Source organism: Arcobacter defluvii, assembly GCF_013201725.1.
Classification (GTDB): domain Bacteria; phylum Campylobacterota; class Campylobacteria; order Campylobacterales; family Arcobacteraceae; genus Aliarcobacter; species Aliarcobacter defluvii.
This window is the reverse complement of sequence record NZ_CP053835.1, coordinates 736,902-749,741: the sequence shown is the minus strand read 5'-3', so window position 1 is coordinate 749,741 and position 12,840 is coordinate 736,902. Positions and strand designations below refer to the sequence as shown.

The following is a 12,840-nucleotide window of genomic DNA, read 5'->3' as shown; positions in this document are numbered from 1 at the left end:
ATGAAAAATAGATTATTAAAAATAGAAAATTTAAAAGTTAATATAAAAGATAAAGAGATTTTAAAAGGTATAGATTTAGAGATAAATGAAGGTGAAGTTCATGTTCTTATGGGAACAAATGGAGCAGGAAAATCTACTTTGGTAAAAACAATCAGTGCTCATTATGACTGTATTGTAACTGAAGGGAAAATAACTTATAAAAATAAAGATTTACTTGAAATGGATGTAGCACAAAGAGCAAATGAAGGAATTTTTATGAGTTTTCAAACTCCTGTTGAAGTTCCAGGTGTTAACAATAGTTACTTTTTAAAAACAGCAATAAATGAAAAAAGAGCATATGAAGGACTAAAAGAGCTTGATGCAATGGAATTTTTAAAACTTGTAAAAGAAGAAACTTCAAAATTTAATATTGATAGAAAACTACTACAAAGAGATTTAAATGATGGATTTAGTGGTGGGGAGAAAAAAAGAAATGAATTAATCCAACTACTTATGCTAAAACCTGATTTAATAATACTTGATGAGATAGATTCAGGGCTTGATGTAGATGCTATAAAAACTGTTGCAAATGTTATAAACTCAATGCTTGATGGAAAACGATCAATTTTAATGATTACACACTATGATAGACTTTTAGAACTTATTAAACCTGATTTTGTTCATATTTTAAATGATGGAAAAATTGCTAAAACAGGAGATTATAACTTAGCTTTAGAACTAGATGAAAAAGGTTATGAAGCAATAGGAATAAAAGATGAAAATAAATGAATTAAACACCAATCTTCCAAATAAAAAAGATGAAGAGTTTTTAAAAATAAATTTTGATTCTTTGTTTTCTACTGAATTTAAAGAAACTAAAACTTATGAATTTGATATTATGGGTTTAAAAACTATAAAAGATGAAAACTCTTATGAATCTGTTTTATTTAATATTACAAAAAGTTTAGATGAAAATCAAAAAGTTTTAACTATAGATAAAAATATTGCTGAACCAATTTTTTTAATTCATAAAATAAAAGAAGATGAAACACTTTTTTCTAACTCTTTAAAAATAGAAGTAAAAGAAAATATCAAAGCTCAAGTTGTAGAAGTTTTTGTAAACAGTTCTACAAACTCTGCTTTTACAGTAAATAGAAATATAGTTTTAGAAGAAAATGCCTCTTTGGAATATGTAAAAATTCAAGATATAAATGCTTCAAATTCTATGATTTTTGCAAATAGTATAAAACAAGAAAAAAGCTCAAATCTTGAAATAACAAATCTTGAGTTTGGTGATGGTTTTATAGTAAATAGTTTTGAAAATATTATAAATAAAGAGTTTGTGAACTATGAATTAAATGGATTGACTAAATTATCAAATGATTCAACAACTGCAACTTTAGTAAAAACAGTGCATAACGAAAAAAATTCTACAAGTTCAATAAACTATAAGAATTCTTTAAAAGATAGTTCAAAAGCTGTTGTAAAAATAAAATCTATTGTAAATGAAACAGCACCATTTACAAAAGCATTTCAAAACTGTAACACTATATTATTAAGTGATGATGCAACAATTTTTGCACAACCTCATCTTGAAATTTTAATAGATGAGCTTGAAGCTTCACACGGGGCAACAACAGGAACTTTAAACCAAGAACAACTTTTATATCTTTGTTCACGTGGTATAAAAAAAGAAAAAGCTTATGAAATGTTATTAAATGCTTTTGAAAGTACAATAAAATCTAATATAAAAAATGAGATAATAAAAGAGTTTGTAGAAAATTATAAAAGGGAAAAATATGTTTAAAAATGATTTTCCATACTTCCAAAACTCAAAAACTATTTATTTGGATAATGGAGCAACAACTCAAAAACCAAAAAGTGTTATAGATTCGCAAGTTGAATATTATGAACATTATTGCTCAAACACTCATAGAAGTAACTTTGGCGATGCTAATAGGGCGACTTTGGAGTTTGAGAAAGTAAGAATCCTTTTAAAAGAGTTTATAAATGCTTCAGCAAAAGAGGAAATTGTTTTTACAAAAGGTGTAACAGAATCTTTAAACTTTATAGCAACATCTTTTGCAAAAGATTTTAAAACTGTAATAATTTCTAGTTTAGAACACCACTCAAATATCGTACCTTGGCATATGCAAGGAAGAACTTTGGGAAATGGTCTTGAAGTTGTAAATTGTAATGAAAATTTAGATTTTGATATGAACCATTTTGAAGAACTTTTAAAAGCTAATCCAAATGCTTTTGTAAGTATTACTCATATTTCAAATGCTTTTGGAAAAATCCATGATATAGAAGCTATTACAAAACTAGCTCACTCTTATGGAGCTGTTGTTATGTGTGATGGAGCTCAAAGTTTGGCTCATCTAAAAGTAGATATGCAAAAACTTGATGTTGATTTTTTTGCAATTTCTGGTCATAAAACATTTGGACCAACTGGTGTTGGAGCAATTTATATAAAAGAAAAATATCTAAAAGATATAAAACCTTATCAAACTGGTGGAGCAACTATACATGAAGTTGATTTTAATGGTTCAACTTTACTTGATTCTCCATATAAATTTGAAGCAGGAACACAAAATATTGCTGGTGTTATAGGTTTTGGAAAAGCATTAGAATATATAAATCATGTAAGATATGAAAATATTGAAAATTTAGAACATAAAGTTTTTAAATATTTAGATGAAGAGTTAGCAAAACTTCCAGATATTGTATTTTACAATGACATTACAAATGCAATTGGAAGTAGAAGTTTCAACTTCAAAGGAATAGTTCACGACGATATTGGAATACTTCTTGATAAAATGGGAGTTGCTCTAAGAGTTGGTCATCACTGTGCACAACCTATTATGAAAAAACTTGGAGTAAAAGGAACTATTAGAGTTAGCACAGCTTTTTATAATGATTATGTTGATGTTGATAAATTAATTGAGGCATTAAAAAGAGCCTTAACGATGTTAAAGGGATAAAATGAGTAGCATTGAAGAAAGAGTAAATGAGATAAAAGAAGATTTAGATTTTTTTGATGATGAACTTGCAAAATATGAATATATTATTGATTTAGGAAAAAAACTAGAAGAGTTTAATGAAACTGACAAAATACCAGCAAATATAGTTCATGGTTGTACTTCTCAAGTTTGGTTAACACATGAGATAAAAGATGGAAAAATGTATTTTCACGGTACAAGTGATGCAATAATTGTAAAAGGTTTAGTTTATATGATATTAAAAATTTTTTCTGGTGCAACTATACAAGAATTAAAAGATATTGATATGGATATTGTTCATGAACTGAAACTTAGTGAAGTTATAACTCCAAATAGACAAAGTGGAGTTATTGGAATGATGAAAAAAATAAAAGAGTATGCTTTAAAAGCATAAAGGATTTAAAATGGATGATAAAATTTTTGATTTAGAAAATATAAAAGAAAAAATAATAGAAAATTTAAAAAAAGTATATGACCCGGAAATTCCAGCTGATATTTATAATCTTGGATTAATTTATGATATAAGACTTGAAGAAAGAGGAAATTATCTTAATTGTGAAATAGATATGACACTTACAAGTCCAGCTTGTCCAGTTGCAGATAGTTTACTTGAACAAGTAAAATATGTAACTTTGGCAGTTGATGAAGTTGATGAAGTAAAAGTAAATCTAGTGTTTGAGCCTATTTGGGATCCATCTATGATGAGTGAAGATGCGAAAGAGATTATGGGAGCAAGTGGAGCAGCTATGTCTTACTAAGACATAGCTATATTAACTAAACTATTTCTTCTTCAATTTCAAAAAAATTGCCTATTGGAACATCTAAAATTTTACTAATTTTATATAAATGCTCTATATTAAAATGCTTTCCATTACTACAAGGTTCACAAGCAGAAACTAAACTTACTGATTTATTACCCATTTCATAAGATAAATCTAATTGAGTCAAACCTCTTAAAACTCTATATTTTTTTACATTTTTTCCTACAATTTTATGTATTTCTTCTATTTCTTTATTTGTAAAATCAAATTTTGCCACTTCAAAACCTACTATAGTAATTTATTTTATGTTAAGTTTAGTTGTAATATAGTTTCATAACAAACTACTATAGTAGTTTTATTTCTAAGGACATTAAATGTATAAAGAAAATCATACTTATCTATTTTTTTATATAGAAACAAAAAATGATAAAAAAATTAACAAAATAAAATTCAATAATCAAAAATTTTATAAAAAGACTCTTTAGCTGTTTCAACTTTATTAAAAATATCAAATTCTTCTATTTTTGGTTTTCGTTCAAAGGTTGAAACTCCAAGAAAAATTATCAACTTATTAGGAATAAAATTTACTATTTATATAACAATAAATGAAACTATACAAAATTTATTAAAAACTGATTTAGAGCCCTATCAAATTACAAATGATAACTTTTAAAATATTTAAATATTGGAAACTAAGCAGTAATTTAATAAAAACAATTGAGTTTGTTGATGACATTGAAAATTGTCCTATTGAATATAAACAAAAAGCACAAATCTTAAACATAATAAAAACTGTTTGTAATCCAAAAGAACCTTTTTCTGAAACAAGTATCGAAAAAGCTCTTCAAAAATCATATAAATATAATATTGAAAAAAAACCACTTATTGACTCAATTATTTTTATAAGAAATAAACTAAGAGATTCAACAAATGTTTAATAAATATCTTATTCATTCATAAATCCATGTTCAAAATCACTAATTTCTACTCTTATATTTACATTTTCTTTTATTGATAGAATTTCTTTCATTTTTTGAGTATCAAAACTATCTTCTTTTTTTGCAAAAATTATCTTTGTATCAATTTTTGATTCAATATTCAAATTATTCCTAATTTGAGAAGACTAAAAACAGACTATTTTTTTTAATTTATTAAATCTATTTTTACTTAATCTCCATACGATTGTTCCACTTATACTAAAACCAATAATTATTTCTATATTTTCTTTTTTTGAAATTTCAAAAGCTTTTTCATAATACTTTTCTTGACTACAAGATTTTATATAATAATCATTAGCTATTTCTTCATTTTCAAAAAATAAACTATTATCATAAGGATCTAATAAAATATAAACTTAAAAACTCTTCTATTAATTAAAATAACTAAAAAAACTGTACAATAGAGTTTTAAACTTAGGAAAAATTATGAAATTAAAAATATATCAAATAGATGCTTTTACTGATAAAATATTCAAAGGAAATTATGCAGCTGTTATAATACTTGATGAATGGTTAGATAAAAAACTTATGCAAGCAATTGCAACAGAAAATAATCTATCAGAAACAGCATTTGCAAAAAAAATTGCCAACAATAATTATGAAATAAGATGGTTTTCACCTATAACTGAGATTGATTTTTGCGGTCATGCTACACTTGCTACTGCTTATGTATTATTTGAAGAAAATCTAACACTAAATGAAATAATATTTGAAACTAGAACTGTAGGAAATCTTTGTATAAAAAAATTAGAAGATGACTATATAGAGATGACTTTTCCAAATAGAAAACCTAAAAAAGTAGAAAATATCCCTATTGAATTAATAAATGGTCTTTCGATAAAACCTAAAGAAGTTTATATAAATCAACAAGCATATTTTATAGTTTATGAAAATGAAAATGAAGTTTTAAATATAAAAGTTGATTTAGAAGAGATAAAAAAATTAGCTCCACGGGATGTAAGTATTACATCAGATTCTAAAACTTATGATTTTATTTCTCGATATTTCTGGCCAGCAAATGGAGGAATAGAAGATCCAGTAACAGGTTCAATTCATACAGGACTTGCTCCGTTATGGGCAGAAAAATTAGATAAAAATGAATTGCTTGCATATCAAGCATCTATGCGTGGTGGTTTACTAAAATGTATTGTATCAGATGATAAAGTAGTTATTTTAGGGAAAGCTGTAAAATATCTTGAAGGTTTTATTTATATATAAAATTTTTTGATTAAAAAACATAAAAGCCATATTAAAAAAATATCTTTTTTTATATACTAAAATAAAAAGGTTTTTTTATGGCAAAAATTTTCAAACTTCTAATACTTTTTTGTTTTACAATCTTACTCACAGCTTGTTCTTCAAAAAATCCACCTTTACAAACTGTACAAAAAGTAGAACTAAATAAGTATTTAGGTACTTGGTACGAAATAGCAAGATATGAACATTTTTTTGAAAGAAATTGTAAAAATGTAACTGCAAACTACTCTATGATGAATGAAGAGACAATCAAAGTAATCAATAGATGTACAAAAATCCAAACAAATGAGAAAAAAGAGGCAATTGGTAGAGCTTATGCAATTGATGAAACAAACAGCAAATTAAAAGTTAGTTTTTTTAGACCATTTTATGGAGATTATTGGGTTTTAATGCTTGATGAAAACTACAAATATGCCGTTGTTGGAACCCCAAGTAGAGAGTATCTTTGGATTTTAGCAAGAGATTCAAAACTAGATGAAAAAATCAAAAATGAGATTTTACAAAAACTCCCAAGTTTAGAATTTGACAGTTCAAAATTAATCTGGACTATTCAGGAATAAAAAAGTTTTACACAAAATTACTAAGTTTCAAAGAGCTTAGTAATTCAATTTTCTTATTTAAAAATCAACAATTAAAAGAACAGTAAAAAACAATAAAATAAGCAATATACAACAATTAAATCAGCATAAATTAAGAAGAATAAATTTTTAAAAAACTCTACAATGCTAAAATATTTTAAAAAAGATTCAAAAAAGGCAAAAAAATGAAAAAAATCTCAAAAGTACTTATTGCAAATAGAGGAGAGATAGCTTTAAGAATTATTAGAGCTTGTAAAGAGTTAGAAATTAGTAGCGTAGCTATATTTTCAGAGATTGATGTAGAAGGAATTTGGGTAAGAAAAGCTGATGAATGTTATCCAATTATGGGAGATGTAGTTCAAGCTTATCTTGACTATGAAAAAATCATTTCTATTGCAAAAAAAGCAAATTGTGATGCTATTCATCCTGGATATGGATTTTTAAGTGAAAACGCTGATTTTGCAAAAGCCTGCGAAGATAATGGACTTATTTTTATTGGTCCAAAACCAGAGCATATAGAACTTTTTGGAGATAAAATGGCTTCAAAAGTAGCTATGAAAAAAGTTGGTGTTCCAGTTCTTGAAGGAACAGATGAACCAATAATAAATGTAGAAGAAGGTGCAAGAATAGCTAAAGAAATTGGTTTCCCTATTATTATCAAAGCTGCTTTTGGTGGTGGTGGACGAGGTATGAGAATCGTTCGAGCTGAAAAAGAGTTCAAAGATATGTTTGAAAGTGCTACAAATGAAGCAAAAAAATATTTTGGTCGAGGTGAAGCATTTATTGAAAAATATGTTGAAAATCCAAGACATATCGAAATTCAAATTATTGCAGATAAATATGGAAACGTTCTTCACTTAGGTGAGAGAGATTGTTCTATTCAAAGAAGACATCAAAAAGTTATCGAAATTGCACCAAGCCCAAGATTAGATTCAGCAACTAGAAAAGAACTTTATAGAATTGCAACAAAAGCTATGTTCAAACTAGGATATGAAAGTGTTGGAACAATTGAGTTTTTAGTTGATGAAAGCAATAATATCTTCTTTATTGAAATGAATACAAGAGTTCAAGTAGAACATCCAGTTACTGAAACAATCACAGGTGTTGATATTATTCAAAGAATGATTGAAATAGCAGAAGGTGATAAACTTCAATTCTTACAAGAAGATGTACATTTTAGAGGATATGCTATTGAGTTTAGAATAAATGCAGAAAATCCACAAAAAAACTTTATGCCATCAGTTGGAACAATTAGTAAATATTTAACTCCAGGAGGTCCAGGAGTTAGAATTGATACAAGTATTTATACTGGATATAAAGTTCCTGCAAATTATGACTCAATGATTGGAAAACTAATCGTTTGGGCACTTGACTGGAAAGGTGCAGTTAAAAAAGCAAAAAGAGCTTTAGATGAGTTTTATATAGAAGGATTCCCAACAAATATTCCACTTCATAGAGAAATTGTAAGAGACCAAGATTTTATTGATGGTAAATTTACTACAAATTACCTTGATAAAAAAATGGAAATTTTCACTTTACACAGTGAAGATAATATCAAAAAAGAAGAAGAAAAAGTTGCTAATATTATGAAACTTATTGAAACTATCAATAAAAATAATCTAAAAGTTAAACATTAATAACCTCTTTTGAGGTTATTAATCTTCATACAGAAAAGATTAATCTAAATAATGAGAAAATCTTTTTATGAAAGATTTAAAATATACAATTATCAAACTCATTATTAGTGCTATTATTTTAGCTATTGCATTTTCATATCTTGAAAAAAAGCCTCCTGTAAATGCAATTCATTTTGATACATCTTCAAATAAAAAAACTGAAGCAACTCCTTCACAACTTCAATGGCATGAACCATTTAAAGGAGTTAATAACCTCCAACCTAAGCCTAAAGAAAACAACTAAAAGTTTTTTCTTTAGCTTTTTCTCATAGTTTAAATAGTATTATTGTTTTAGTTTTAAAACCTGAAAGAAAGAAAAATGATAGAAAAAAGTTGTTTACTTGTTAGTACTGAAAATGATGAAATAATATTAGCACCAGCTCAGTATAATCAAATTTTAAATATCCAACAACAAATTTTAGAGATGTTATCTATAAATAAAAAAACTTCAAATATTCTTTCAAAATTATGTTCTCTTGCTGAATCACTACTTCCAAATTCTGTTGCTTCAATAATGTTAAAAGATAAAAAAACAGGATTAATGAGTGTTAAATCAGCTCCATCAATTCCCAATGAAGGACTCAAAGCTCTTGAAAATTTAAAACCAGGCCCAAAAGGTGGTTCATGCGGAAATGCAGTATTTAGAAATCAACCTCAATTTGTACAAGATACATTTACAGATGAAAGATGGGAAAATTTACGACAACTTGCTGTTGATTTTAATATTCGGGCTTGCTGGTCTTTTCCAATAAGAGATAAAGCAAAAAAAGCAATTGGTTCTTTTGCACTTTCCTCTTTTGAACATAGATCTCCTAACGCTTTTCATATAAAATAACTTGAAACAGCTGCATCAATCGTAAATATTGTTCTAACAAATGAAAATACTCAAAAAAGAAATAAACTTTTTTCAGATGCAATGCAAAACTCAATAGATGGTATATTTATTACTGATGAAAAAAATCAAATCATAGAAGTAAATGAAGCTGTTGAAAAGATTTATGGTTATTCAAAAGAAGAACTTTTAGGTAAAAATCCGAAAATTTTATCTTCAAATATATATGATGACAATTTTTATAAAAATATGTGGGAAAGTATAAATAGTAAATCAAAATGGAGTGGTGAAATAATAAATAAAAGAAAAGACAACTCTTTAATCAATGAATGGATGAGTATTACTGCTTTACATGATGAAGAAAACAAAGCTCACAATTACATGGCAATTATTACAGATTTAACTCAACTAAAAGATGCTCAAAGTAAAATGGAATATATGTTATATCATGATTCACTTACAAATCTTTACAATAAAAGTTATTTGGAAATAGAGTTAAAACGTCTTGAAGATAAAACATTGATACTTTTAAATATAAATAACTTTAGTTATATAAACTCTGCTTACGGTTTTGATATTGGAGATGAGATATTACTTTGTGTTTCTGAAATTTTAAAAAACCATTTTGAGATTGATTCAGCATATAGAATAAACTCTGATGAATTTGCATTAGTCTTTAATAAAAATATATCAATAGTTGATAAAATATCAGAAATTCAAAACTATTTTATGAAACATTTAATTAATGTAAAAAAAATTAAATTAAACATCACCTTCTCTTATGGTGCAGTTTATGGAAAAGATATGCTTCTTAGAAAAGCAGCAACAGCTTTAAAAGAGGCAAAAGAAAATGGAAAGAATAGATTTGAAATTTTTGAGCAAACAAATAATATAGATTATACAAAAAGAGAATCATTTATAAATTCAACAAATCTTATAAAAAGTGCTTTAGATAACAATCAATTTGTTCCTTTTTTCCAAGGTATTTATGATAATAATAGTGATCAAATTACAAAATATGAAGCACTTGCAAGGATTGTTTTAGAAGATAGAATAATTTCTCCTTTTGAATTTTTAGAACCAGCTAAATTATCAGGATTATTACCTGAAATCACGAAAGTTATGATTGAAAAAACACTTCAAATAATGACAACAAATGATTATCAAATCTCAATAAATATAACAGAAGATGATTTAGCTGAGGGATATTTAAATGACTATTTAAAAGAAAAAGTAGCTTTTTATAAAATAAATCCAAATAGAATTGTACTTGAAATTTTAGAAGGCATTAGTTCAACTGGTAAAAAAAATCATATTAATCAACTTAATTCATTAAAAAATCAAGGTTTTAAAATTGCTATTGATGATTTTGGAGCTGAATATTCGAATTTCGAAAGAATATTAGATTTAGATATTGATTTTATAAAAATTGATGCTAAATATATAAAAAATATTGATACAAACAAAAGAAGTTTTGAAATAGTAAAAGCTATCACATTTTTTACTAAAAATGTAAACATTCCTTGTATTGCAGAATTTGTTCACAACGAAAATGTACAAAAAATTATCAAAGATTTAGGTATTAGCTACTCACAAGGTTACTACTTTTCTATTCCAAATAAAGAGATTTAAACTTTATCATTTCTTTAATTATTATATACAATCACATATAACTTACTAATTTATTTAAGCACTAAAATAATAATAAATTTAAGCTCCATTTAATCGTAATTATTTTAACTATAAGTTAAAATAATAACTTAATTATAAGAAGAAATAAATTAAGAAGCAAGAGGACATAAATGTTAAAAAACTTAAAAATGAGAGCAAAAATATTTTTAATAGTAATATTAGGAATTGTTGCATTAACTGTAGTTGCAATCCCAACAATAATACAGCTAAACTCAACTATTGACAGATTAGATAAAGCAGAAGAGTTGAATAAAGTTGACAGACGTTTTAATGAAATGAGAAGACAAGAAAAAAATTTCATTATCAGAAAAGATACACAAAGTTTAGATGCATTCCAAATAGCATATGATGATGGAATAAAAATAATCAGTGAGTTATCAAAAAGATTTAATAATCCAAAAAATCAAAAAATGTTGGATGATATAAAAAGTTCATTAGTTAACTATAGAGATGATTTTTTCGTTTTAGTTAAAGAAATTGAAACTGAACAAACTCAAGAATATAAAATGACTGATTCAGAAAAAACAATGGTAGAAAAAGCTAGAACAACAAGTGAGTTAATGGTCGTTTTTAGAAAAGATCAAAATAATCAAGCAGATGAAGAAATCACAGGATTAAAAACTACAATTATCACTGTTGGAATAATTGCTTTACTTTTACTTATCACTTTAGGAACACTTATAGTAAATTCAATTTTAAATGGATTAACTAGATTAAAAACAGGTCTTTTAAGTTTCTTTGCATATTTAAATAGAGAAACAAATGAAGTAAAATTAATTCATATTGATTCAAAAGATGAATTTGGTGAGATGGCAACAGTTGTAAATGAAAACATAGAGAAAACAAAAAAAGGTATCGAAGAAGATAGAAAATTAATAGATGAAACAATTGCTGTTTTAGGAGAATTTGAACAAGGTGATTTATGTCAAAGATTACATATAACTGTAAATAATCCAGCATTAATGCAATTAAAAGATGTATTAAATAAAATGGCAAATAATCTTGAAAAAAATATTGATAATGTCTTAACTATTTTAGATGAATATAGTAATTATAAATATTTAAATAAAATTGATAAAAGAGGATTAAAAGAACATCTTTTAAATCTTGCAAATGGTGTAAATACTTTAGGTGATTCAATAACGCAAATGCTAAAAGAGAATAAAACAAATGGATTGACGTTGGATGAAAGCTCGGATATATTATTGGCAAATGTAGATAAATTAAATATAAGCTCAAATGAAGCAGCAGCAAGTTTAGAAGAAACAGCAGCAGCCTTAGAACAAATAACTTCAAATATCAGAAATAATACACAAAATATAGCAAAAATGGCTAGTTACTCAAATAGTGTAACAAAGTCAGCAAGTGATGGTGAAAAACTTGCAAATCAAACAACTCAGTCAATGGATGAAATAAATAATCAAGTAAATCTAATCAATGAAGCAATAACTGTAATTGATCAAATAGCATTCCAAACAAATATACTTTCACTTAATGCAGCAGTAGAAGCAGCAACAGCAGGTGAAGCAGGAAAAGGATTTGCTGTAGTAGCACAAGAAGTAAGAAATCTAGCATCTCGTTCAGCAGAAGCTGCAAAAGAGATAAAAATCATAGTAGAAAATGCAACAAAAAAAGCGAATGATGGAAAAGAGATAGCATCAAATATGATAAGTGGATATAAAGAATTAAATCAAAATATATCACAAACAATAAACTTAATACAAGATATAGAGATGTCAAGTAAAGAACAATTAAGTGGAATAGAACAAATAAATGATGCAGTAAATCAATTAGACCAACAAACACAACAAAATGCAGCAGTAGCGAGTCAAACACATGATGTAGCAATAATAACAGATGAAATAGCAAAATTAATAGTAAATGATGCAAATGCAAAAGAGTTTGAAGGAAAGAATGAAGTAAAAGCAAAAGATATAAAAATAAATAAAAAAGATAATTCAAATCCAATAAAATCAAATTCAAAACAAAAAGATACACAAACAAAAAAAGATACAAAAGTAGTATCTAACAAAACAAACAACGACGAGTGGGAAAGCTTTTAGGC

At 26.1% G+C, this 12,840-nt stretch carries 16 protein-coding genes; 14 read left to right on the top strand and 2 right to left on the bottom strand.

Annotated elements, in window-relative coordinates; all coding sequences use genetic code 11:
* The 5 genes from sufC to ADFLV_RS03775 are packed head-to-tail and all read left to right on the top strand — an operon-like array spanning nucleotide 1 to nucleotide 3,739.
* Nucleotides 1-768 carry a Fe-S cluster assembly ATPase SufC gene (gene sufC / locus ADFLV_RS03795; protein WP_172658751.1) on the top strand — a complete coding sequence of 256 codons (768 nt, stop codon included), beginning with the start codon at nucleotides 1-3 and terminating at the stop codon, nucleotides 766-768.
* Nucleotides 755-1,786: a SufD family Fe-S cluster assembly protein gene (locus ADFLV_RS03790; protein ID WP_129011035.1), complete on the top strand. Its 1,032-nt coding sequence runs from the start codon at nucleotides 755-757 to the stop codon at nucleotides 1,784-1,786. The genes sufC and ADFLV_RS03790 overlap by 14 nt, the downstream gene beginning before the upstream one ends.
* On the top strand, nucleotides 1,779-2,963 hold the full coding sequence (locus tag ADFLV_RS03785) for an aminotransferase class V-fold PLP-dependent enzyme (protein ID WP_014473460.1): 1,185 nt from the start codon (nucleotides 1,779-1,781) through the stop codon (nucleotides 2,961-2,963). The genes ADFLV_RS03790 and ADFLV_RS03785 overlap by 8 nt, the downstream gene beginning before the upstream one ends.
* A 1-nt stretch (nucleotide 2,964) precedes the next feature.
* Nucleotides 2,965-3,375, top strand: coding sequence for a SufE family protein (locus tag ADFLV_RS03780; protein WP_129011036.1), 411 nt, complete (start codon nucleotides 2,965-2,967; stop codon nucleotides 3,373-3,375).
* 10 nt (nucleotides 3,376-3,385) lie between these two features.
* Nucleotides 3,386-3,739, top strand: coding sequence for a metal-sulfur cluster assembly factor (locus ADFLV_RS03775; RefSeq protein WP_129011037.1), 354 nt, complete (start codon nucleotides 3,386-3,388; stop codon nucleotides 3,737-3,739).
* Between the two features lie 16 nt (nucleotides 3,740-3,755).
* Here the strand turns inward: ADFLV_RS03775 and ADFLV_RS03770 are convergent, their stop codons facing one another.
* Nucleotides 3,756-4,019 (bottom strand): helix-turn-helix domain-containing protein, encoded by a 264-nt coding sequence (locus ADFLV_RS03770; protein WP_014473457.1) that lies wholly within the window; start codon nucleotides 4,017-4,019, stop codon nucleotides 3,756-3,758.
* A 228-nt stretch (nucleotides 4,020-4,247) separates the two neighbouring features.
* Here ADFLV_RS03770 and ADFLV_RS15280 point away from each other — a divergent pair, with 228 nt between their 5' ends.
* Together ADFLV_RS15280 and ADFLV_RS03760 are read left to right on the top strand one after the other, a co-directional pair.
* Nucleotides 4,248-4,415: a hypothetical protein gene (locus ADFLV_RS15280; RefSeq protein WP_129011044.1), complete on the top strand. Its 168-nt coding sequence runs from the start codon at nucleotides 4,248-4,250 to the stop codon at nucleotides 4,413-4,415.
* The gene (locus ADFLV_RS03760) at nucleotides 4,402-4,680 is read left to right on the top strand and encodes a hypothetical protein (RefSeq protein WP_129011038.1); all 279 of its coding nucleotides are present in this window, start codon (nucleotides 4,402-4,404) and stop codon (nucleotides 4,678-4,680) included. The genes ADFLV_RS15280 and ADFLV_RS03760 overlap by 14 nt, the downstream gene beginning before the upstream one ends.
* 8 nt (nucleotides 4,681-4,688) lie before the next feature.
* Here the strand turns inward: ADFLV_RS03760 and ADFLV_RS03755 are convergent, their stop codons facing one another.
* On the bottom strand, nucleotides 4,689-4,844 hold the full coding sequence (locus ADFLV_RS03755) for a hypothetical protein (protein WP_164968499.1): 156 nt from the start codon (nucleotides 4,842-4,844) through the stop codon (nucleotides 4,689-4,691).
* 322 nt (nucleotides 4,845-5,166) lie between these two features.
* On the opposite strand from ADFLV_RS03755, the gene ADFLV_RS03750 reads away from it, so the two are divergent.
* The 7 genes from ADFLV_RS03750 to ADFLV_RS03725 all read left to right on the top strand — a co-directional run bounded on the left by ADFLV_RS03750 (nucleotide 5,167) and on the right by ADFLV_RS03725 (nucleotide 12,838).
* On the top strand, nucleotides 5,167-5,958 hold the full coding sequence (locus tag ADFLV_RS03750) for a PhzF family phenazine biosynthesis protein (RefSeq protein WP_129011039.1): 792 nt from the start codon (nucleotides 5,167-5,169) through the stop codon (nucleotides 5,956-5,958).
* Nucleotides 5,959-6,035: 77 nt separating this feature from the next.
* Nucleotides 6,036-6,557, top strand: a complete 522-nt coding sequence (locus ADFLV_RS03745) for a lipocalin family protein (RefSeq protein ID WP_129011040.1) — start codon at nucleotides 6,036-6,038, stop codon at nucleotides 6,555-6,557.
* 203 nt (nucleotides 6,558-6,760) lie between these two features.
* Complete coding sequence (locus tag ADFLV_RS03740) at nucleotides 6,761-8,212, top strand: acetyl-CoA carboxylase biotin carboxylase subunit (protein ID WP_014473452.1); 1,452 nt, start codon at nucleotides 6,761-6,763, stop codon at nucleotides 8,210-8,212.
* A gap of 67 nt (nucleotides 8,213-8,279) precedes the next feature.
* The gene (locus tag ADFLV_RS03735; RefSeq protein WP_014473451.1) at nucleotides 8,280-8,495 is read left to right on the top strand and encodes a hypothetical protein; all 216 of its coding nucleotides are present in this window, start codon (nucleotides 8,280-8,282) and stop codon (nucleotides 8,493-8,495) included.
* Nucleotides 8,496-8,570: 75 nt separating this feature from the next.
* Nucleotides 8,571-9,086 (top strand): GAF domain-containing protein, encoded by a 516-nt coding sequence (locus ADFLV_RS15135; protein WP_228712374.1) that lies wholly within the window; start codon nucleotides 8,571-8,573, stop codon nucleotides 9,084-9,086.
* 18 nt (nucleotides 9,087-9,104) lie between these two features.
* A complete protein-coding gene (locus tag ADFLV_RS03730) occupies nucleotides 9,105-10,715 on the top strand; it encodes a sensor domain-containing protein (protein WP_346726237.1) in 1,611 nt (536 codons plus the stop codon).
* 170 nt (nucleotides 10,716-10,885) lie between these two features.
* The gene (locus tag ADFLV_RS03725) at nucleotides 10,886-12,838 is read left to right on the top strand and encodes a methyl-accepting chemotaxis protein (protein ID WP_172658750.1); all 1,953 of its coding nucleotides are present in this window, start codon (nucleotides 10,886-10,888) and stop codon (nucleotides 12,836-12,838) included.
* Nucleotides 12,839-12,840 lie beyond the last annotated feature (2 nt).

What these genes read in the sequence shown, in the direction of transcription:
- ADFLV_RS03785 (WP_014473460.1), top strand. Translation starts at nt 1,779, where the DNA reads ATGTTTAAAAATGATTTTCCATACTTCCAAAACTCAAAAACTATTTAT.
- sufC (WP_172658751.1), top strand. Translation starts at nt 1, where the DNA reads ATGAAAAATAGATTATTAAAAATAGAAAATTTAAAAGTTAATATAAAA.
- ADFLV_RS03760 (WP_129011038.1), top strand. Translation starts at nt 4,402, where the DNA reads ATGATAACTTTTAAAATATTTAAATATTGGAAACTAAGCAGTAATTTA.
- ADFLV_RS03780 (WP_129011036.1), top strand. Translation starts at nt 2,965, where the DNA reads ATGAGTAGCATTGAAGAAAGAGTAAATGAGATAAAAGAAGATTTAGAT.
- ADFLV_RS03775 (WP_129011037.1), top strand. Translation starts at nt 3,386, where the DNA reads ATGGATGATAAAATTTTTGATTTAGAAAATATAAAAGAAAAAATAATA.
- ADFLV_RS03790 (WP_129011035.1), top strand. Translation starts at nt 755, where the DNA reads ATGAAAATAAATGAATTAAACACCAATCTTCCAAATAAAAAAGATGAA.
- ADFLV_RS03735 (WP_014473451.1), top strand. Translation starts at nt 8,280, where the DNA reads ATGAAAGATTTAAAATATACAATTATCAAACTCATTATTAGTGCTATT.
- ADFLV_RS15135 (WP_228712374.1), top strand. Translation starts at nt 8,571, where the DNA reads ATGATAGAAAAAAGTTGTTTACTTGTTAGTACTGAAAATGATGAAATA.
- ADFLV_RS03740 (WP_014473452.1), top strand. Translation starts at nt 6,761, where the DNA reads ATGAAAAAAATCTCAAAAGTACTTATTGCAAATAGAGGAGAGATAGCT.
- ADFLV_RS03725 (WP_172658750.1), top strand. Translation starts at nt 10,886, where the DNA reads ATGTTAAAAAACTTAAAAATGAGAGCAAAAATATTTTTAATAGTAATA.
- ADFLV_RS03745 (WP_129011040.1), top strand. Translation starts at nt 6,036, where the DNA reads ATGGCAAAAATTTTCAAACTTCTAATACTTTTTTGTTTTACAATCTTA.
- ADFLV_RS03750 (WP_129011039.1), top strand. Translation starts at nt 5,167, where the DNA reads ATGAAATTAAAAATATATCAAATAGATGCTTTTACTGATAAAATATTC.